Source organism: Pantanalinema rosaneae CENA516 (genome assembly GCF_050753385.1).
In the GTDB taxonomy this organism is placed as follows: Bacteria; Cyanobacteriota; Cyanobacteriia; order Leptolyngbyales; family Leptolyngbyaceae; genus Pantanalinema; species Pantanalinema rosaneae.
In genome coordinates, this window is record NZ_JBLZFZ010000007.1 from 1 (window position 1) to 20,299 (window position 20,299).

Here is a 20,299-nt window from a genome sequence, read left to right on the forward strand (position 1 = left end):
CTGTCACAGCATTGGTCGCAATCTTGGTCACAGTGACTGCATTGGCTACGATCTTGCCTTCTGTCACAGCATTGGTCGCAATCTTGGTCACAGTGACTGCATTGGCTACGATCTTATCTTCTGTCACAGCATTGGTTGCAATCTTGCCCTCGCTAATGGAGCTATCAGGAATTTGAGTGGCACTGAGGGGCCCCTTAGCGCTGGAAACTTGCCGCTGATCCTCGAATTTATCGCCTGGATTGCCGGGAATCTTTCCACCTTGTGGTTTAATACGGGTCAGGAGAACTTTGGGATCTGCAATGTTGGTTACTACCTCAAGCTTGGCAGTTTCCTGGGTGCGGGTAAAGCCTTGATCCTTGCCACTTATAGTTTGGGGGGCAACTAGTTGATCATCACCGTAAGAGATTGCGACGTAAATATCTGCGTTAGATAAGATGGCGGGATCAATTGTTGGGGATATATCTTGTTCTAGCCAGATTTCTCGGCCCTGTTTGTCGATCGCATGACCTCCGCTCACACTAATAGAGCGATCGCCAGTTTTGGTTACCTCTAACCCTGAAGTGACACCAGGAGTATGGCACTCTTGATTGTGGAGCCGTCGCATTTCCCGATGATAGGTTTGCTCATCTTGAAAGTCTTTTTCATCGAGAAACTGATACTTGAAATAGTTCAGTCGTTTGTTAACATTGTCAGCCATTGCAGGTCTCCCAATGCGTACTCATCAAAGGTTTGGAATTTGTCCTAGCAGTGTGTTCACTCCCACCTGAATGGGGTCATTGCTGTGAGGTGTTGTACCTGGTGGGTCTCCGTCAATCCGCATCGTATTCAATCGGATCTCCAGGTCATAAAAGGTGTGAGCAGGTTTTTGTAAATCAACTAAGGCAGAGACAATATCGTACTGTCGCTGTTGCTCTGCCTTATCTGGAATGGGTAGATTCAGGATGACCCGGAAATAGTAGGGAATACTGCCACCAATGCGAGTACTCACACCAAGCTGTAGGGGATTCTCATCAATCGGACGGATCTGGAATGGTTCGTCTTCTGGCTCTTGAATGTCTGGAGACAAGCCGCCAGTATAGATGGTTAGCAGTGTCTTAAGATTGTCTGCGGTTCCCCGGTGACGATAGAGAGGAATCACATTGGCAATTAACCGACGTTTGCGATCAATATCCCAATCCGATCGTAGAGTAAGTGCAACCCAACCAGCGAGCCACGGTAAAAACTCTTCACGAGTAGATTCTGGATCCAGCAGGGTAAAGATACTTGCAATGGTTTGTTCTAAACCAGGTGGCGAGGTGTCCTGCCGTCCCAATAATACGTCCTCAAACACCAGCAAGAATTTCCCTAAAAAATTACCGGGATCCTCCGTCTGATAAATAGCGGGTAAGTAGTTCAGGAGGCTACTCAGTTCGTCATCTGGGGATGGGGCATTCATGGGAAACTACCTCCAGGTCGAATGACGGTAATGTCAGATGGAGAGATATGTGCCTCCACCAGTTCCTCTGGGCGTAAGGGTACTTCTGGCAACTCTTCTTGCGGATTTGATGTTCTGAAAAGGTTAATTTTACCAACATAATCTACTCCCGGAAGCCGATCCAGCAGTTCGTAGAGTTCTGATGGGTAAACACTGCGACCAAATGGCCATCCCTTCCCATCTGCACCACCCTTCAAGGGATCCAAGAACGTTTGCAAATCTGAGATCGCTTGTCCCTGCACATTGGTCTCCACTGCATCGGGCAGTAGCGTGAGGTTAGCCTTTATCCCAACAGCAACATAGCGTGGGGGAACCACATGAATTTGTGTGGTCAGCAGGCGGCGAAAATCCAAATCCTTCTTAACGGTGCTAATGGTCTGATTTAAATCAGAACCTGAAACATTGGATTCGGGAACTACAACCACACTCACATGATTAGGACGCTCTTGCTGTTGCGGTGGCAACAATGAGCTTTCTGTCTCTAAATCATGACGAGGAATACAGTGGACACGAGCAATTTTGGGATTATTGGGGTGTTCTGACTTATCAGACTGAAGAGCCAGTTGTTCAAAATCATCTGGGGTGATGGCTCGATCGCTCTGCCGCAGTTCTCGAATGGCACTTTGAATCTTTTGATCCAGTGTTGACCGATCTAAAACATTCTGAATAAACCATTGATCAAGTTTGTTTTCCTCTACTTGGCTAATCTGTTGCTTGGGTATCTTTTCATCTAATTGATGTTTGTGTAGAGTCTGGTTTCTAAATAAACGCCATTCATCGGTTCCTAAGATCAATTTTAGAAAAGTCGCTCGATTGGCATCGGGAATACGATCGAGACGATAAATCAACATCTCCGTCAGGTAGGCAAAGAGTTCGATGATGGTAATTCCCGGATCAGAAGGATTGTGATTCGTCCAGTCCGGAGCATAGGTAGGAATCAGTCTCAACGCCTCTTCCACCAGATCCTTGTAGGTGCGATCGTCTAGTTTGGGTAATTGAAGTGGCATAATTATCCTCCTGCACCTCCAAATGATGGGGTAATGTGATGCTGACCGGAATACACTAGAAATCGTCCCGTATTTTTGATGGCTATATTGTTTGAATCAGAAGCGCCAGTGCCATCATCGACTGTTAAGCTGATGACATGGTCTACCCCAGGAACACCCTCAATCAAGCGGTAAAAGTCTGAATCATGCGGTTCCCGACCAAACGTCCAACCTTGGCGCTCAAATCCCCCCATCAGGGGATGCAAAAAGCGGGTCAGCGTTTGATTGACAGCCTGTTCTACAGTACTGGCAGACTCTGGAGTGGTAAGGGCAATTTTTACCGTCAGGCTGACCTCAAGGTAAAGCGGTCCAACTACTGAAATGTTGATACCCGGTAAACTATGGGCAACCAGATAATCTTGCACCCGGCGTATCAGTTCCAGACTAGGGAGGGACGGGGGATCGGTAGACTGAGGCACAATAATCACGCTGACGGCTCCAGGCTTCTGTACTAAGTTAAGGGGATCGGTCTGCAGGTTATAAAGCGGTATACATTTGGCACGAGCGACTTCCGGTGAAGCCAGTTTAGCCAGGTCTTCATAATCCTCGACCGTGACGGCTCGATTGTAGTGACGAACAGTTCTGGGCATGCGATCGCGTAGGCTTTTCAGACTCTCTGCCTCTGCCCCTCCAGCAGCAGCTTCCAAGTTGGTGACAGCCGCCACATAGGGAACCGTCGTTTTTAGTTGGGTAATGCTGCCAGCAGGTCGATTTCCTTGAGTACCACCTCCAGTTTGATAGCGGCTGAGGCGAATATTGCTGGCTCCCAGGGGGGGAATCATGCCATTGATGCCATTGCCAAATTGAATTTCCCCAGTCAAAGGTTCAATGCGATAATGGCGATCTCGGGCACCGGAGGCATAAAAATCAGCCACGGCGTGCCAACGTACCCAGACCTCTTTCGCCGCTGGAGTATCAGGATTGACCGGCACGATCGCGTCATTTCCTTCCTCTTGTTCAATTACTTGTCGTTCGGCATCCGAGGGTTTTTCAGCTTCTCGCACTTCTAACTGTTGCCCTTGTAATACGGGAGTTTGGGTGGTGCGGAATTGCTGACTTTCCGTACCGTTGCTGGATCCCAGAATTTCATTGCGTAACGTCGTATGCTGATTCGCCCAGGTGGTATTCGTCAGCAGTCGCCGTAGTTTGGGGAAAGGTGGATTGCTGCCGTCCTGCTGAATCACCCGCAGCCAGTAAAGCGGCTCGTAGCCAAATTGAGCCTCCTGAGCAAAGTCCTCTGGACTGATGAAGGTAATCAATCCCCGTTCCGTCAATCCCCTGGTTTCATCCTGCACACTGAGTGGAAGCCATCCCTGGGGCGATCGATATTCCCATTTCAAGCGCAAAGATGCCGTTACCGTGTCCGTTGTAGGAGTCGCAGCGAGGGGATTATAGGCAGGAGGTTCTACCTGAGCATAAAGGGTAATCGAGCGATGGGGTGTAAATGGGCGATCGAAGCCCAGGTATAGAGTATGTTCATCTAAGTTAGGTCTTTCAAAAGGCTGAAAGGGAGCATTTCCCGTATTAGCGGCTTCGGTGTAATTTTGATAGTTAAAGTCATTACAGGTTAAACACCCCGATAAAGGCTGTTCTGCATCATAGGTATAGTCCAGAATAAGTTTTTCAATTATGGGAATGGTGTTCGTTGATAGTGGAATATACCAAATAGTAGTACCAATAGGATGAGGTATTTTCTTGAGTGAATTCCTTAGTGTAATAAATTGATTATTTATATCAACTGAATTAACTTCAGAAATGTTATCGGCTTCTTGTTTATCAGTACCTAAAGCAATCTGGATTAGATCCCCTGGCATAAAACCTCGAACACTTTGAACAAATAATTTTCCCCTATTATCAGTATTGCTGCTAGGCTGAGTCAGAGTTGTGAAAGTTGGGGCTTGAGCATAGGCTGAACTACTGCCGTAGCTGATCTGGCTAATCCGAGCACGAATCCAGTAGTTGGTTTTACCATTTACTTCACTGGACGAGATCGCCTCAGATAACGTAAACGTTATATCTCCTGTCATCTGGAGATGAACAACTTGCTCAGGATTTCCCTGAACATTCAGAGGATTCCAGGTGTAACCGTTGTTCACTTCCCAAAACACTTGCAGCGAACTATTAGAATTCATCGATTCTGGATTCAGAACAACGTGGATTTTAACTCTTGTTCCCTTGTGGGCAAAAACTTCAGAGCTGGCGAGATAGAAGGTATCTCCAATAGTGGGCTGGACACCGAAGGGCAGAAAATCTTTGCTCAGATCCAACGGCACACCATTTGTAAACCCCAGTTCCGGTTGAATACCCTGGTGATCGACATGGGCAGAGGCTATAATTCTTTGAATTTTGGGTAAGGATGAACTGAGTGATAAGGAATCTTTGAGTTGAATTTTCAACCATGCCGCTTCCTGGTTATTCACCGATCTCTTTGTTGGAACTGGAAAGTTTGCGATCGACCCTGACCAACTCAATGATTTAATTTCAATCGTGCCATCAGTCTTGATTCCGAGTCGAGCAAGCCGGATGTAGGTACCAGATGGGTATTGATTTGCCTCATCTTCTAGAAAATGACAAAGGAGTTTGTTGCGGTCATTTTTGTTGTCAAAAATGGTTAATAGAACTGTTTTTCCTTTAGTTTTTTCTAGGTATTCTGATACAAAAGGATAATTAGAACTTTCTAGGTGGATTAATTTATTATTAACATCGATTGCTTCACCAGAAGAAATTTCTATACTTCTTTTATCTTGACCTAGTGTTACTTCCAACCCGTTGCGAATATTTAGTTGGGGTTGAAGTAGTTGATCGTGTCCATTACAGTATGTCCAGTTTAAACTCAAACTCGCTAAAGCCTTAATATTATCCCTGTCGGCGTCAATAGTTACTGTAACTGCTTTAGGTGCAGGCATTGTAAACAATGGATCACAGGCTAAATAAAGACTATGCTCGATCGCTTGATTCCCTTCAAATGTCATAAAGCTGCTTGATTCTCTTCCCGTCGCAATCTCGGTATAGTCCCCATACTTATCTTGATTCCTTACACAGACAGCCTTGAGTTGAGCTGGAGTAACTGTCAGATTCCGCTCAGTCTCAAAAATTACTGGATCCTTTTTCCCCTCTGGAGGAGGAGCTGCCGCTTGAGTTCCAGCAGGTACTATTGCATCCACAGTGCTGCCAGTGGCTAGGGAAAACGTGAGGGGAACCCTAGCTGCCTGGGGTGGCAAGCGGGATGCTCCCAGCAAATCTAGAAATGCCAGAAAGTTTTTGTTAGGAACCTGATTTAGACGTTGAATAATCAGTTCCGTAAAGCGGGCAAAGACACCAATGATGGCTGTGCTGATTCCCTGTGGCTGCTGTGTAATCGAATCCAATGGATCCGGTTGCCAATCAGTGTGCTGTTGTATACTACCCGTTACCTGATCTGTAATCTTTTTGGTAGTTCGGGAATCAATGGGAGGAGGAGAATTGGCAGCCATTAGCCCAGCCTCCTTTCGAGATAGAACGGATAGACCAGATTGAACACGTTATTGGTCGATCTCACCCGGTAGTCGATCGAGATCAGCAACTTTTCTCCTTCAAAGTCAGAGACGGGTTCTACCTGCACGTCTAAAACATCAATGCGCGGCTCAAACTGCAATAAATCAAGCCGTACCATGTGAGCAATTGTGCCTGCGGTTGCTGCGGTTCGCATCTCAAACACTTGCTCATGAATGTCACAGCCAAACTCAGGACGCATGACTCGTTCACCTTTGGCGGTGCCTAAAATGATCCAGACGGCTTGCTGTACACTCTCCTCATAGTCCGCCCTCTGGAGATGATTGTCTTGATCCAGTCGCACCGGAAATCCCGCACCTTTTCCCAAAAATTCCTTAGCCATGAGCCACCTCCTGACTATCCGATGAATACTGTTCCAACGGCCACAACCTGACCCACGGGCAGATCCGACGGATCATTACAGGTCAGAGCTATATCTCCATTCCGAGCCGCCATTTTGCCGTTGATTTTGACCGTCGGGCTACCCAGCTTGATCGTGGCTTTATTCGTGGGTGGCTTTTGGAAGACTGTCCCTGGTGGAGTGGGCAGATGCGGCGGCACATTGTCAGCCGTACTATCTACTGTAGCGGCGGGCATTCCCATAATCTTGACATCGCTGCTCAATCCACCCGTGATCAATCCTATAAAAGGATGGGACAGCGGTGTAGGTACAGGCGACCCTGGGGGAGTGGGAACCAGCACAATGTGAATATCGGTGGCGGTAATGCGATCGCCTTGTTTAGCAGCAGGTTGACCCATAACATCCTCCCTAGTTCAAATTAATCATGGAGCCTTTCACATTCAAGTTGGCACTGGCTTTCAGATCCATTCCGGCTCCAGCCTGAATTTGAGTACTGGCAGATGATTCAAATTCCAATTTCTGCGCTTCTAGTTTCAGCGTTCCTTTCGGTGCAGATAACGTTAGGTCTTTTTCCGATGTGATGGTAATGGTATTTTGAGCAGTGTCTATAACCAGGCTATTCTTACCACTTTTATCGATGATCTTGATCGTTTCTTTGCCACTTTCATCACTTAACTGAATCACATGACCACTTCGAGATCGCATCATGCGTAGATTATTTTTTCCATCTGCATTCGTATCTGGAGGAGCTTTTTTCCCATTCCATAGCGTCCCCAGAACGTAAGGAAATTGAATGTCATCCTGATTAAAAGCTACCAGTACCTCATCATCCACATCGGGTAGATAATAGGTGCCGCAGACTAATACCCTGGCCCAATAACTCTCATCATCGTCGCATAACCAGGGAAATTTAACTTTTACCCGCCCCAGTTGATCCGGATCCTGGTTGTTTGTGACCACTCCAATGGCGACTCCTGAAACCCGATGGGCGATCGCCGACCGTTCATCGGAACTGAGTAATATGTCCAGAAAATTCATAATGCATTCCTCCTCACGGTAAAGTGGGTGAAATAGCCCTCTGCGCTATAGCGGTGGCTGGTGGCAGTGACGTAATACTGACCGCTGAAACGTTGACCAAGACCCTCCAGCGTAATGATTTGGCCTGCCCGCACATCGGGGCGACCCTGACACACCCCTTCACCCGTGATCAACATCAGAACTGCTTGATTAAACCTGGCTTTAGCAACCTGATCGGCCTCAGCCTGAGACATCACCGGGCGATTGCTGACCACACCCACCGCCGCCCCAAACACCCGTTTGCTGAGAGTGGATCCGCTTTCCTGTCCTGCCATTGCCGCCATTTCATCTCCCGTTTGAGCTTTTCCCAGAATTTCCTTTTGTTCCTTGGGATCCCAACCCCGCACCTGCACTTCATTCACCTGCCCTACAGTAGAGAGCCGGGGATAAAACTCCAATAGTCCACTCATCAAATTTAAGGTGACATTCTCACTGCGAGTTAATCCGATCGGTCGGAAGAAAAGGGTTTTGTCTTCTACAACAACCTCATACTGGATTTGCTGCGCTCGCTGTTGTAAAAACTCCAGATCCGTTTGATTGGCTTGCAAGACGTAATCGTGGATCACCTGGCTATTTTCTACCTGGGCAGTGAGTCCAGCATTACTGGCAATTTGAGCGGCAATATCGCTGTCCTTTTTTTGCACAAACGAGCAGGTGTGACGGCCTCGTTGTAATCGATGGCGGCGATCGTATCCACGAACTACCAAACTGGGTGCAGCATTGCAAAGAAAGGTAGGTTCCAGTCCCGTAATTTCACCAACGATGAGGGTCTTTAAAGCATTGAGGTACCCCAACTTGATTTCAATCACATTCCCAATTGCAAAGGTGTTGGCATCATCTAAATGCGCGATTTTGCCACCTTGAACATCCAAATTAACCAGTTCCAGCGTAAACATCCCTGGTAGATCCAGATCCTCATCGACCACGATCTCATGGATCAGCGTTGAACCATCCATTGGCAATAGAGTGCCATTGATGATCACTGCAAAGTTGGAGATTGATAAAAGATTTTGAGAAATAACGTCTGGCATCGTGACTGTTCCTCAATCTAACTTGGGAATGACAAGGGTCTTGCCGGTTTCCGTTTCAATCTGCCGGGGATCATCTAAATGATTTGCCTCAGCAATAGTCCGCCACCGAGTAGGGTCGCGATAAACCTCTGCTGCAATCCGGCTTAAGGTATCTCCTCGCTTGACCAGACGCGTAGTCAATTCCGGATCGGTTTTTTTACAATCCTGGGATTCAAGTAGAAATTCCCGGAATGAAACTGTCAAATTAGCTCGAACAGGACTACCATCGTTCTTAAAGAGCGTAAAATTTTGCGTCAGATTGGTAATTACGCCTTGAAACGGAAAATCAGAATTGGGAGGGGGATTGTTTCCCCATGAGACAATACAGACGGGTGGAGATTTGTTAATTTCAATCTTTTGAGTCAACTTAGCGATTAGATTTGTAATTTCGCGAACGTCCTTAAATGATGTCTTTTGACCATTTATTAAAATAGGTTCAGTCACATCAAAGAACAAGTCTAGTGTTAAGGTTCGAGTGTTACCACCATTGAAGTCTACAGGAGGTGCATTCAGATACTTAATGCTTCCATTCGATTTTCTGGTAGCGCTTCCAGTGCTTTCTGATGGGGCAGTCCAACTGACACCTTTTTCGATTCTGTAGGAAGTTGGATTGAATGGAACTTCAATCATTGCACCTGCTTTGGATTGTAAATCAGGAGCCATAGGAGTAATGGTAAGTTTCGCTAGGGTCATATGGCTTATCCTCCTCGACGTTCTCGTTCTACCCACAACTGTCGTAAGAGAAGGCGGCGAACCTGCTCTGCGATCTGTTCAATATTGACGGTTGGCGCAGGTGGAGTGGCAGCTGGAGGTGATGAGGCTGGCATCGATTCATTGAGATTCGAGAGGGTTGGAGGGGACTGATCAGGAGCCGCCATCACGAATCCAGACGTGGCCTGTGAGGAGGCCGGAGAACGGGCGATCGCTCCTTTCTTTCCGGTTCCACCTTGTACCTGTCCTGCTTTGTTCGCTAACGGCAAAGGCGATTGGATTTCCCGACGAACAGACCGGGAGGCAAGCGGTCTAGATAGAATGGGACGTGTTGTAACTGACTGATCAGATTGGGAGACAAGAGATTCAGACGATCTGGAAGGTGTTTCAACCGACTCCTCAGGCTGGGAGGCAGGAGACTTAGCAAGAATGAGCGGAGTTCTGACTGACTGAATAGCTTCAGAAGTAAGGGATCTGGGCAGGATGGGCTGAGTTGTGATCGATTCAACAGGTTGAGACATAGGGAATTTGGTCAGGATGAGCGGAGTTGCGATCGATGGAGCAGACTGAAAAGCAGGCGTTCTCGACAGGATGGACGGAGTTACCACTGACTGACCAGATTTGCTGGTAAGGGATTTGGCTGGGCTGGACGGTGTTGCGATCGGGTTATTTTGCCATGTCAAAGTTGGCAGGCTGGTAGCATGGCGAGATCCTAAAACTTCTGTAGCAACAACACTGGCATCTGAGGCAGTAAGTGGTGGTTGGCTGACTGCTTCAATCGCAGCGGATGTGTGTGTGGTTAATTTAGAATTCGTCGATCGCGCCATTTCCAGAGGCTGCGATCGCTGGAGAGAAAAGGCAGAAGCAGGGAACGATGCAGGTGAAAGTGAAGTAATGGATGGATAGCTAAATGTCGCAAGGATTTGACGCAAGAGCAAAGCGTCTGATTGCCTCGATCGTGGAACAGGAGGCATGTGCCCCGCTAAAGATGAAGCAGTGGAAAATTGACGAAAGATTAAGGCATCCGGTTGGCTTAAAGGTGCAGTGTGTAGTGTACTGGGTGTGAAGAAGGAGTAAGTATCGAGATTTTTGCCGACGGGAATTGGGTTTTCCGGAGTAGGCGTATTCTGATTGGGCATTCGCTGAACCTTTGAGGAGGCAGGTTCGGCTGTTGAGAAAATCCCGGATGAAACGTTTTTTTCAAGGGACGCGGAAGCCAGTTCCGTGCTGTGGAGTATGGTTTCAACCTGGGCACTCTCTGGAGATGGTACCAGGGATGTGGCAGTCTCTGTCAGGGAAGGGAAATTAATCAGGCTGGCATGGCTGCCGGAACCTGGCAAAACCGGGGGGATGGCTGGCTCTGTTACTGAAGGAACAGCAGCCAGACTAGTATGGCTAACAGGACGAAGCAAAACCAGAGGCATGGCTGGCTTGGTCAATGAGATCGATGGAGTAAAAGCAGACTGAACCGACACAGAAGCACCCTGAAGGTTCTGAGTATCGGTTGTGGAATTTGCTCTTTCACTGTTTCTGGATGTGAAGGAACTGGAGGATAAGGTCAGGCTGGATCTGGGTAGGGCTTCAGGAGACTTTGAGGCAGAAATCAACTCAGAAGCGGGGACGTGCAAACGGGCGGTCGGGAAAGCTGTGGCAGGAGAGGAGGCGCTCTCAGACGGGGTAGAAGTATGGCTAGTCGGTGTGCTGCGCCGGAATGGGAGCAATTGCCGGAACCACTTGCTGATGCGAGTCGAGAGAGTTGGGGGGGATGGGGCGGGAATGGACTGGTCTTGAGCTTTGACCCGGATTAATGGGATCTGTTGACGGTCAGCAACTCGATCTTCCGATTCAGAGGTACTCTGCCGATGAACCAGGGGCAATGAGGTGTCCTGGGAAATAGAGTTGACTGGGGGAGATGTTGGAGGGTGGGATGAGGGAGAGGATTGCCCTAGGTGAATGACATCCTTGTTACTTGGGGGCTGCGTTGAAAGGTCGGTCGAGGGTGAGGATTGCCCCATGTGAGTAGTATCCTTTTGGATGAGCTGAGGCAGAATCAGAGAGAGAGGAAGGGTTTGTGGGGGCTGAGTGGAGGGTGAGAGGAGGGGTAAGGAAGCTGATGGGCTGGCTGAGACTTGAGCAGGCAGATGGGCGAGAGGTTCAACTCTGGTTTGAGGGCTGGCAGCAAGAGAAAAGGGGGGTTGAGCAGAGCGGTGCAATGCAGCCAGCGGCAGAGGCGAGATGGTTGGGAAATATCCTGGTTTAAAGGCAGGAGCCAACCAGGGAGCAGAGGCTATCTCCGATGACACACCCATCGTCACTGAAGATGCAGAAAATGTCGAAGGGAGTAACCCCGAGTGACTCATGCTATCAGAACTAGAACCCGGTGGTGAATTTGGGGTAGATGATGTAGACGCATTCTCGTCAGAACTGACATTCACTGGTGTAGTTGTCGTAGATAATGCAGCAACAGGCTTGTCAGAATTGGGATGCAGTTGTGGATTTGGGGTAGACGACCCAGCTATAGTCTTGCCCGACCTCAGGCTCACTGGTGGACTTGTCGTAGATGAGGCAGCAATATCCCTGAAACTCGTGTCAGTTTCCTGGTTCTCTAACGGAGGGTGGGGATGACGGCTGATGTGCAAGGATTGGACAGACTCTGTAGAAGCGCTTGAAATAGGACTGTCTTTTGCATTGCTACTAACCCTCGTATCCGCAGCTCGGGAAACTGGATCAGGGGAGGGGGAGGGGGTAGTTGTAGAAGACGGTGTTGGGGATGGTGAAGGAATGACGCTGGTCAATACAAGTCCCACGACCCCGGTTGCTGCATCGGAACGACGACCATAACGAGTTCGGAGTTGCTCCAGTAAGAGCGATCGCTGCACCATCCAGCCAGGAATTCGCGCATATTGAGCCTGAAACGATTGCAACTGCACAACACCAACAAATCCACTTCCTCGCTGCGCCAGCCGCTGGACGAATGGAGCCATCTGCAAGCCCAGATCGTCTTTAACCAGGTTTGCAGAGTTATGGGGATTGGCTGGAAGGTTGCGCTCCATGAAACCATTCTCCTCAAATCGATAAGCCCAGCGAGGCACTGAATTCAATTCCTGCGCCTGCCGTTGCTCCCCCTAAATCGGCTCGACTCAATCCCTGATGCACCAGTTCAACACTTTCAAAGGCGATCGTGTTTGATTCTGCTTTCAACTCAGGACCAATCCATTTATAGGGAAAAGCTTGTTTAAAGTTCCATCCCATGACGGGAGTTTTCGTATCTTTATCCAGTAACCAAATGGTGCCATTGTGCCGCTGCATCTTACCCTCAATTCCTTGCACAACTTCTTGATGCCATCGCCACAATCCATCAATGTCACTCAGTCCATGTTTCAAGATCAGAGGGGGATATTTAGTTCTGCCAATAAATGTATGTTCATAATCATTTAAACCTCCTTCCAAATAGCGCCCTAACTCAGTCTCGACCTGTAAGCCACTGCATTCAGAAAAACCTCCAGCCCGAATACCTTCTATATCGATCCAGAAGTTAAACACCTGATAGGGATCAATACGCTGACCCGGTGGACCTACAGAGGGATTAACTGCAAGACTAACTGAGGCACTGGCATCTAAAGAGAGAGAACCACTGAAAGAAAACATAAAACCCCACTAGAATTGCTCAGTCGTTTGCTCATTAAGGCGCTGGTTAATCCTGGCGACTTCAGCTACCCACTGCAATCGTTCTGGATGCTCCAGGGAGAGAATCTGCTCATAAGGCCAGTGAAAGTGGTAAGCAAGATAGGCTACCTCCTCATAGAGCCGTTCTAGGGGGTAGCCACTGACTCCCCCATCGTGCTCAACTCCAGTTCAAACTCTTTCTCACAGTGGGGACAGCGAGTCCGTACCCGGTTGCTCCCGTTTTGATTGACCCGGCAGTAGAGATCTTGCAAATAAGCCAGATCCCCAGCGTAGAGTCCTTCAATTACTTTGGGGTTGATGGACTCTACACTGCCCAGTCTGGTGATTACCCGCGAGAGCAGAATGATTAGTAAATAACCTGGATTGCTCTGCACGCGTGGATCTTTGAGGGGAGCAATTTCATCAAAGGCTGTGGCCAAACGCATCACCCCCTCCTTATGGAGGTTGCCATCTCCATCCACATATCCCAGCGGTAAAGTAAACAAGAATTCAGTTTGCAGCATACCTCGTTACGCTTTCTTCATTTCTTCGTGAACGATTTCTAGCGTTTCAACAGCGACATCATTGCTGGTGGCATTGAAGCTGGGACCAGTCCACTTGGAAGGCCAAGCACGGCGCAGATTCCAACGATGTTTTTCCGCTCCGGTTTCGTCACGTAAGATGATCGAACAATCTTTCCGCTCCGTTTGGCCATCAATCACTTTCTGTCGCCACGTCCAGAGATCATTGGAATCGGTGATGCCCCGTTTCAGGGTAATAGGAGAGTATTTGTTTAAGCCCGTTAGTTTACGGACATGCATTGGATCATTTCCCTCCCGATAATCTACTGGGTCTGTAGTCGCATCCAGACCACTACATTCTCGAAAGCCTGCTTCGGTAATGCCATCAATTTCTACCAGAAAGTTAAATCCACGGTAGGGATCTTTATTAGCCATAAATCGTCTCCTTGTTGTTTAAGACATTTCAGTCAGACCATCACAAGACCACCGTCTCGTTGCATGATACGAATGATTAAAAACTCTGCTGGGGCACTGACTGCTAGACCAATTTCGGTGATTACGGAGCCAATTTCCCGGACTTCAGGGGGATTCGTCTCCGCATCACATTTGACATAAAATGCCTGGGCTGGAGTTTGCCCCTGGAATGCGCCCGCTCGCCACAAGCTTTCTAGATAGGTGGAGAGTTCCCGTTGGATCTGCAACCACAGTTGTAGCGAGTTAAGCTGAAAAGTAGCCCACAGCATATTGCGGTGAATCCACCGCTCGATCGTCAGCACCAAACGGCGGACATTGATGTAGCGCCAGGTGGGCTCGCTACTGAGAGTACGTGCCCCCCAAACCCGAATGCCTCTGCCTGGAAACGATCGCAGCCCATTAATCCCAACCTCGTTTAATGCTCCCTGAGTGGTGTGATTCAGCAGTACCTCCAGATCAAGAACACCCAGGATTTCCTCATTTGCTGGCGCTTTAAAGACTCCCCGATTGCGATCGCTGCGGGCAAAAATCCCGGCAACATGACCAGAAGGCGGAACCCAGACCGTTTTCTCCTGACTGCTAAGATCGGGGTTAGGAACTTTGATCCAGGGATAGTAGAGGGCACCATTGATTGGCTCTATTGCTCTTTTCAGAAGCTTTCGTTGATCCTGAATCGAGAAGGAATGCTGACTCGATATACTATCAAGGATGGCTATGCGATCGCCTTGAGTGGCACAGTGATTCAGCACATACTGCTGCACCGAAATCATCTCTGAGGCAGGCAATAAGGCCGCATCGGGGACTGCAATCAGATCTATATCGTCGATCGGAGCCAGGGCATCCACCGACGTTTGCAGAGCCGTTTGACGAGTGGTAGGAGAATCCGGATCGGGCATAGCCGCTTGCACAACATAACATCGTGTACCACCGTTATCAAAGAACCCGCTAATGGCGGCAGACAGATAACTGATCGGATTGCCTGTAGCGTCTAGTTGATCCATGCCGTTTGGATTAAACTCCTGCTTACGCGATAGAACCCTCGGCGTATTTGCATCCAGGTTTTGTATCCCACCTTCAATGCTTTCAGGAGCAAAGCCAACAAAGCCTGGAATGCCAGTTGGAAGCTGGGTTCCCTGGGGTTGGGGAACCTTTTCTAAGTAAACTCCTGGGGTTTGATACTTCTGATAAACCATATCACTCTGCGGATTCCATCTGGGGCGAGAATGGGTAGAACAGGGGTGAATCTATCTCGTAGCCCCCCTGCCGTTGCTTATTTACTAGGAGGTTGCCACTGACTGATCCGGAAGATGACAAACTCCGCCGGACGGACGATCGCCACGCCGATTTCAGTCACCACCTGTCCTACTTCCCGTAATTCAGGGGGATTAGTTTCCGCATCACACTTGACATAAAAGGCTTCCTGCGGGGTGTTGCCAAAGAGTGCGCCGGATCGCCAAACGGTGGTCAAAAATGCCGAAACGTTGCGCTTAATTTTTTCCCACAAGGCCGGTGTATTGGGTTCAAACACAACCCATTGGGTGCCCTTGTCGATCGAATCCCGCAGGTATAGCAAGGTGCGACGAACATTAATGTATTTCAAGTCCTGATTGCTATTACCTCCGATCGTGCGGGCACCCCACACCGTAATATTGCCGTTCAAGTTGCGGATACAGTTAATCCCATCCGGGTTTAGGCTATCCTGTTGCGATTTACTGATGTTGTATTTCAGCCCCAAGGCACCCAGGACGACTTCATTTGCCGGAGCTTTGTGAACGCCTGCACTGTTGTCCACCCGCGCATAAATCCCAGCCACATGACCGCTGGGTGGCACATAGAACAGCCCGTCTCCTTTAGGGAACATGGTTTTTAGAGCTGGATCTAGTACCTGCAGCCAGGGGGTGTAAAAGGCAGCGTAGTCGGAATTGGGAGGCTTCGCCGTTTTCAGTCCAGGAACATCCAGGAAACCAGCATGCTGAGCATCATCCATAGTTTTTGCACTATCAAAAATAGCAAACCGATCCTTCGTGTTCACCTGGCAATGGATCTTGATTGCATCTACAGCGGCAGTGTTTGTGACACCAGGCGCGGCCACAATGGAAATGTCATCGTAAGGTTCAAAGGTGCGTGCCAACAAATCAACGCTAATGTCGCTTTCCTGTTTCACGCGCGTTACGTAGCATTGGGAACCACCATTGCTGAAAAAGCCATAAACAGCATGAGCCAGGTAGCGTTGCTGTTCATCGACGGAAAAGTCGCCAAAGGAACGCTTAAACTCGCTGAAGTTGGTGCAGAACTTGACTACTTCAACATCCACAGGTTTAAAGGTGGGGAAGCTGGCTTGATAATCAACCGCAACCTGATCGCCAGCTTTGGGAGCATCACCTGCTGCCTGAAAAACAACATAAGCCGAGCCATCGTCAACATTCTGTAACTTTACCTTACTGGCATCGACTGCTGTTCCATTGACCCGAACCTGATAATGATCGCGATCGTTAACAGGGTAACGTTGCAGTTTAAATCGAGTTTTTGAGCCATCTCCTTTGTCTAACACTTCATTGGTTACTTGATTCGCTAAAACGATGTAGTCAATGGTGATTTTGACTTTGGTAGCAGGGGTAGGCGCTTTATCAAATTTCACCTGAGCAATCGTTTTGCCCTGAGCATCTTGACCGTCGATTAAAGAGGCTGCAGCCTCCTCAGCACCCACTCGTACCCGATAAGTACCAGGGCTTTTGTTCACAGGGTACTGTTTTAGCGGAAAGGTATCCTTAGTATTTGTGTTATCTATTTCTTGGACATCCTCTGAAACTTCAATCACTGGGCTGGTAGGGATAGTTAATGAATCAGGTACAATCCCAATAAAACCAACCACACTGGTGCTGACCCCAGCGATCGCTTTCACCGCAGAGGGGATTTCTTCCACATAAACGCCTGGAGACTGATAATTTGGCATAGCCTTCTCCTTAAGTAATGATGAAATGATAGTCACCGACTCTGTTGCGACTCCTGTTGCCTCTGGAGGGGGCTCAGGCAGGAGTCGCCAATTTTGTCAGGCTGAAGTTAGCTACGGTCTTCTGCCCAGCAGTGAGTGTGACTTTCTGAGCAGTGGGTTGGTATCCGATCGCGGAGCCTTGGAGTGTAGGAATACTAGCTTGCAGATGCAGGAACTGGTAGCCTCCGTTTTTGTCGGTGCGGGTAGAAAGACCACTGCCCAATAGTTGCACCATTGCTCCAGTGATCGCATGGTTCGTAGTTTGATCGATTACGGTGCCGCTGAGTTGAGTAGCCGTCAGTTCAACCTTTTTAAAGTCAAGAATTGGCTTGATGACGGTCAGATGTTTTAAACCCACATCCGTTAGCTCTTGAGTGTCAACTTTGACACCCGTAACTTCCACCACTCCATAAATTCCTGCTAAATCAGGGACAGAAATTTGTAAGGTATAGCTCCCATTCGGCAAGTCAAGGAAATAGAACGAACCATCCTCCTGTGTATAAGTGAATAATAGATGACCTGGTGATTGAAGATCAGGAATTTTCACTCCCGCTCCCGAAATCGGTTGTTGAGTCGCCAGATCTAGAACTTGACCTGCGATCGCAACTCGATGATGAATTATTTCCACCATCTTCCCTTCTCCTCGATTGGAAATGAATCAGATGGATGAAATCTATCGTTGAAGGAATCTTAGGTTACTCAAAATCAGCGTTTGTTGAATTGACTAATAAATCTTGTTATGAAACTGAACCCAAGATTCAAATCTCATCCATTTTTTTGTTATTCCGAACTTTGCAAACAAATTTTGCTTGAAACATAAAAATACCTACAGTCTACTTATAAATGACTTTCCAATATTAATGCTGGGTTTGTAAAAAAAGAATTATAAAATTCATTAACCGCAATATAATCCCCACTATAAATCTGACACTCAAATGCCCAAATTGATTTTTAGAGATATCGATGTGTGGTTAAGCACATTGGAGTGGGGGAGATCGCAGACTGTTATCGACCCAGAACATAGCGAAACGGTTACATTGGCTAAGTTGGGAGAACACCCGCCAGAAATTGAGTGGGTCATGGGGTTATGGAAAGGAACGCACTACAAAATAGCGATCGCACTACACGTAAGCGATCGAACTTCTTATGAGGCTGCTAAGCTGAAGGGATAAGAATTAATCCACCGTGGATGGCTATATTCAAAACAGCACATAATGCTTCACTTAAATTCATAAATTAGTTTTTTCTGACCAAGCGCATCTCTTAACTCATCAAATCTATCCCTAAAAGGGAATGAATTTATCAGGCTATCTCCGCCTAGCGAATTTATGTAATTTATCTTTAAAGTCGCCTGAGTATCTTTGCTTAATCGAACCATCTCAAGTATTTTATCAAAACCAGCATTATCCTCTCCCGTGAAAAAATCATCGACATAATAGAGAATATGGGGAGGCTCTTCACGGTTATATTCCCAACTTATAATCATAATGTTACCTGCTTGCTAGTAATACCAATTCTTTATCATCTGCATATAACTCACCCCCGATTGTTGCTGTCCTTCTTAGCAAGGGAAAATGGAGGAGAACTATTCTGTCCAGCTTTAAAGGGGATAAACTAGATCCCTATACTAATCCTATAGTTGGTCGAGTTCTTTGATCTTCTATATTTGCACTACCATTCCAACCCTTAACCTGATCGAACCATTCAGTTAGGGTTTGATATGTGTTTCCAGGACCATAATGCCCCCAAAACTTGTCATTCCCAGTGTAGATAATGTTTTCGCCCTCTTGACCAACTATTCCGCCTGTCGCAGGAAAAGCCGTGTTTGTAATGTACCCCCAGTCTCCTGGTATCCAGTCCTCAGTGCCACCTCCAGCATCTCCTATTAGCGAGGACTTACTACCACCTTCCATAGTTAACTGAGTCGCCGCTAGGCATGCAATGGAGTACTTCTCGGGATGTACATTTAAATCTTTGATAGCTTTATCTCGGTCTACACCTGGTTTTGGTTGCCAACCGCTAGATCCTACAAGCCAGTAATCAGGATTCATTCTAAAAGCAGAGCCTGCACCGAAAGTATATCGTTTTTGGGAGGCAAAAACCACAATGCCATGCCTAGCATTCATGTGTTTTTTCAAATTGGAGTTGATCTGAGCGTTGCTTGTTCCATCAATCTTGAAGACACGGGGTGAAAATAATAAGGAAGTAAAAATTTCATTCCATACTCCCGACTTCTTGACAATAGCGGGACAGGTATAAGCGTCGCCAACTTTTGTTGTTGTAAACCCCATGGTATCCAGCTTAAGCCCAGAGCCAACCTCCAGTTTCCTTTGTACATTGGGTTGATATTTTCCTGTTTGCCAAATGGTGTGTGTTAACTCATGCGTTATTGGATCCCCTCCCATCGTAGTCTTAGGTATAAATTGTGTCTTGGGGTGAATGCCAGAATACCCCTGCTGCACGACATGAGTCAACTCATGAGCTAGCAGGTGTTTTCCAGTATCCGAGTGGGGAGCATACTGTCCAGGGGCAAACACCACATCCTGACCAACCGTGAAGGCTTGAGCCTGAATTCGTTGGGCTAGTTCTCCCGCACTGGGATCGGTATGCACTCGCACCTGGCTAAAGTCGGCTCCAAAACGGGGTTCCATAAAAGATCGCACATTATCAGGCAAAGGCTGTCCCTGTCCCCGCAGAGCATTAATCTGGGTTTCCGTTTCTGGCATGACTTCAATCGAATCAGTTATCCCTCCTGCCCGCTGCAACTGTTCTTCTTCTTCGGGGTTGATCGGTTGTCGCGTATCAGCGACTGGTCCTGCCCGCTGTAATGGCTCCTCGTCTTCTGGCTTGAGTGGTTGCCGTTCTACCGTCAGTTCAGGCTGGTGCATGACGGCATCCGCCACGTGATCGGCTTCCTGCTCATAGGGATCATTGGGATGGCTGACCGTCAGTTTGGCTTGAATCGGCAAACGAGGGGAATGGGCAGGTGTCAGGGCTGGTTTTCCCTCCTCCGCTTGAGACAACGCCACTACTCGCTGCACATACTGATTGCCATACTGCCGCTGCATCTGTAACAAAGTAGTCCCCCGCTGCGACTCAGCAATGCGACGAAGCAGGGTTGCATGAGTCCCCAGAGAAGGAGCAGTACTCAGTTGAGGCATCTGCACTTGGAGAGGCTCTAGTTGCCGTTCTAACCCCTCTTGAAGCTCGTAAGAATCAGGTTGCCGATTTACTTCCCTGGTGGGGGTATGAGACTTTGTAGCGGCAGTCTCTTGCTTGGGTTCATGCATCAGATCCCTCCTGCCTACGCAGCGTGAATTGGGATAACTTTATCCTACGGCAATAGTAAAATAGAAGACCGATTTGATCATGGATC

At 48.0% G+C, this 20,299-nt stretch carries 18 protein-coding genes and 1 pseudogene; all 19 read right to left on the minus strand.

What is annotated here, in order from left to right:
- Positions 1–697, minus strand: a 697-nt coding sequence (locus ACN4EK_RS05315) for a hypothetical protein (RefSeq protein ID WP_431656454.1), incomplete at its 3' end; no start/stop codon positions are given.
- Between the two features lie 24 nt (positions 698–721).
- On the minus strand, positions 722–1,435 hold the full coding sequence (locus ACN4EK_RS05320) for a phage tail protein (RefSeq protein ID WP_431656455.1): 714 nt from the start codon (positions 1,433–1,435) through the stop codon (positions 722–724).
- Positions 1,432–2,481: a baseplate J/gp47 family protein gene (locus tag ACN4EK_RS05325; RefSeq protein ID WP_431656456.1), complete on the minus strand. Its 1,050-nt coding sequence runs from the start codon at positions 2,479–2,481 to the stop codon at positions 1,432–1,434. Before ACN4EK_RS05325 ends, ACN4EK_RS05320 begins: the two co-directional genes overlap by 4 nt.
- A 2-nt stretch (positions 2,482–2,483) precedes the next feature.
- On the minus strand, positions 2,484–5,993 hold the full coding sequence (locus ACN4EK_RS05330) for a putative baseplate assembly protein (protein ID WP_431656457.1): 3,510 nt from the start codon (positions 5,991–5,993) through the stop codon (positions 2,484–2,486).
- Positions 5,993–6,394, minus strand: coding sequence for a GPW/gp25 family protein (locus ACN4EK_RS05335; protein ID WP_431656458.1), 402 nt, complete (start codon positions 6,392–6,394; stop codon positions 5,993–5,995). Before ACN4EK_RS05335 ends, ACN4EK_RS05330 begins: the two co-directional genes overlap by 1 nt.
- Positions 6,395–6,408: 14 nt before the next feature.
- Complete coding sequence (locus ACN4EK_RS05340) at positions 6,409–6,810, minus strand: PAAR domain-containing protein (protein ID WP_431656459.1); 402 nt, start codon at positions 6,808–6,810, stop codon at positions 6,409–6,411.
- Between the two features lie 10 nt (positions 6,811–6,820).
- The gene (locus ACN4EK_RS05345; RefSeq protein WP_431656460.1) at positions 6,821–7,450 is read right to left on the minus strand and encodes a phage baseplate assembly protein V; all 630 of its coding nucleotides are present in this window, start codon (positions 7,448–7,450) and stop codon (positions 6,821–6,823) included.
- Positions 7,447–8,520, minus strand: coding sequence for a phage late control D family protein (locus ACN4EK_RS05350; RefSeq protein WP_431656461.1), 1,074 nt, complete (start codon positions 8,518–8,520; stop codon positions 7,447–7,449). The genes ACN4EK_RS05345 and ACN4EK_RS05350 overlap by 4 nt, the downstream gene beginning before the upstream one ends.
- A gap of 12 nt (positions 8,521–8,532) precedes the next feature.
- Complete coding sequence (locus ACN4EK_RS05355; RefSeq protein ID WP_431656462.1) at positions 8,533–9,252, minus strand: CIS tube protein; 720 nt, start codon at positions 9,250–9,252, stop codon at positions 8,533–8,535.
- Between the two features lie 5 nt (positions 9,253–9,257).
- Positions 9,258–12,323 carry a hypothetical protein gene (locus tag ACN4EK_RS05360; protein WP_431656463.1) on the minus strand — a complete coding sequence of 1,022 codons (3,066 nt, stop codon included), beginning with the start codon at positions 12,321–12,323 and terminating at the stop codon, positions 9,258–9,260.
- 13 nt (positions 12,324–12,336) lie between these two features.
- Complete coding sequence (locus ACN4EK_RS05365) at positions 12,337–12,918, minus strand: phage tail protein (RefSeq protein WP_431656464.1); 582 nt, start codon at positions 12,916–12,918, stop codon at positions 12,337–12,339.
- A gap of 9 nt (positions 12,919–12,927) precedes the next feature.
- Positions 12,928–13,026, minus strand: a pseudogene (locus tag ACN4EK_RS05370) (hypothetical protein); the annotation flags it as partial.
- 56 nt (positions 13,027–13,082) lie between these two features.
- Positions 13,083–13,460: a phage tail assembly protein gene (locus tag ACN4EK_RS05375; RefSeq protein ID WP_431656465.1), complete on the minus strand. Its 378-nt coding sequence runs from the start codon at positions 13,458–13,460 to the stop codon at positions 13,083–13,085.
- Positions 13,461–13,466: 6 nt separating this feature from the next.
- On the minus strand, positions 13,467–13,892 hold the full coding sequence (locus tag ACN4EK_RS05380; protein ID WP_431656466.1) for a phage tail protein: 426 nt from the start codon (positions 13,890–13,892) through the stop codon (positions 13,467–13,469).
- 32 nt (positions 13,893–13,924) lie between these two features.
- Entirely contained in the window at positions 13,925–15,124 is a 1,200-nt protein-coding gene (locus tag ACN4EK_RS05385; protein WP_431656467.1) for a phage tail sheath family protein, read from the minus strand.
- Positions 15,125–15,201: 77 nt separating this feature from the next.
- Complete coding sequence (locus ACN4EK_RS05390) at positions 15,202–16,884, minus strand: phage tail sheath family protein (protein ID WP_431656468.1); 1,683 nt, start codon at positions 16,882–16,884, stop codon at positions 15,202–15,204.
- 73 nt (positions 16,885–16,957) lie between these two features.
- Positions 16,958–17,554 carry a carboxypeptidase regulatory-like domain-containing protein gene (locus ACN4EK_RS05395; protein ID WP_431656469.1) on the minus strand — a complete coding sequence of 199 codons (597 nt, stop codon included), beginning with the start codon at positions 17,552–17,554 and terminating at the stop codon, positions 16,958–16,960.
- Between the two features lie 588 nt (positions 17,555–18,142).
- The gene (locus tag ACN4EK_RS05400; RefSeq protein ID WP_431656470.1) at positions 18,143–18,409 is read right to left on the minus strand and encodes a hypothetical protein; all 267 of its coding nucleotides are present in this window, start codon (positions 18,407–18,409) and stop codon (positions 18,143–18,145) included.
- A 136-nt stretch (positions 18,410–18,545) separates the two neighbouring features.
- Positions 18,546–20,213: an eCIS core domain-containing protein gene (locus ACN4EK_RS05405; protein ID WP_431656471.1), complete on the minus strand. Its 1,668-nt coding sequence runs from the start codon at positions 20,211–20,213 to the stop codon at positions 18,546–18,548.
- Positions 20,214–20,299: the final 86 nt, after the last annotated feature.

Excerpts from the sequence above, each read along its gene's own strand:
- ACN4EK_RS05320 (WP_431656455.1), bottom strand. The coding sequence starts at position 1,435 with ATGAATGCCCCATCCCCAGATGACGAACTGAGTAGCCTCCTGAACTAC.
- ACN4EK_RS05325 (WP_431656456.1), bottom strand. The coding sequence starts at position 2,481 with ATGCCACTTCAATTACCCAAACTAGACGATCGCACCTACAAGGATCTG.
- ACN4EK_RS05330 (WP_431656457.1), bottom strand. The coding sequence starts at position 5,993 with ATGGCTGCCAATTCTCCTCCTCCCATTGATTCCCGAACTACCAAAAAG.
- ACN4EK_RS05335 (WP_431656458.1), bottom strand. The coding sequence starts at position 6,394 with ATGGCTAAGGAATTTTTGGGAAAAGGTGCGGGATTTCCGGTGCGACTG.
- ACN4EK_RS05340 (WP_431656459.1), bottom strand. The coding sequence starts at position 6,810 with ATGGGTCAACCTGCTGCTAAACAAGGCGATCGCATTACCGCCACCGAT.
- ACN4EK_RS05345 (WP_431656460.1), bottom strand. The coding sequence starts at position 7,450 with ATGAATTTTCTGGACATATTACTCAGTTCCGATGAACGGTCGGCGATC.
- ACN4EK_RS05350 (WP_431656461.1), bottom strand. The coding sequence starts at position 8,520 with ATGCCAGACGTTATTTCTCAAAATCTTTTATCAATCTCCAACTTTGCA.
- ACN4EK_RS05355 (WP_431656462.1), bottom strand. The coding sequence starts at position 9,252 with ATGACCCTAGCGAAACTTACCATTACTCCTATGGCTCCTGATTTACAA.
- ACN4EK_RS05360 (WP_431656463.1), bottom strand. The coding sequence starts at position 12,323 with ATGGAGCGCAACCTTCCAGCCAATCCCCATAACTCTGCAAACCTGGTT.
- ACN4EK_RS05365 (WP_431656464.1), bottom strand. The coding sequence starts at position 12,918 with ATGTTTTCTTTCAGTGGTTCTCTCTCTTTAGATGCCAGTGCCTCAGTT.
- ACN4EK_RS05375 (WP_431656465.1), bottom strand. The coding sequence starts at position 13,460 with ATGCTGCAAACTGAATTCTTGTTTACTTTACCGCTGGGATATGTGGAT.
- ACN4EK_RS05380 (WP_431656466.1), bottom strand. The coding sequence starts at position 13,892 with ATGGCTAATAAAGATCCCTACCGTGGATTTAACTTTCTGGTAGAAATT.
- ACN4EK_RS05385 (WP_431656467.1), bottom strand. The coding sequence starts at position 15,124 with ATGGTTTATCAGAAGTATCAAACCCCAGGAGTTTACTTAGAAAAGGTT.
- ACN4EK_RS05390 (WP_431656468.1), bottom strand. The coding sequence starts at position 16,884 with ATGCCAAATTATCAGTCTCCAGGCGTTTATGTGGAAGAAATCCCCTCT.
- ACN4EK_RS05395 (WP_431656469.1), bottom strand. The coding sequence starts at position 17,554 with ATGGTGGAAATAATTCATCATCGAGTTGCGATCGCAGGTCAAGTTCTA.
- ACN4EK_RS05400 (WP_431656470.1), bottom strand. The coding sequence starts at position 18,409 with ATGATTATAAGTTGGGAATATAACCGTGAAGAGCCTCCCCATATTCTC.
- ACN4EK_RS05405 (WP_431656471.1), bottom strand. The coding sequence starts at position 20,213 with ATGCATGAACCCAAGCAAGAGACTGCCGCTACAAAGTCTCATACCCCC.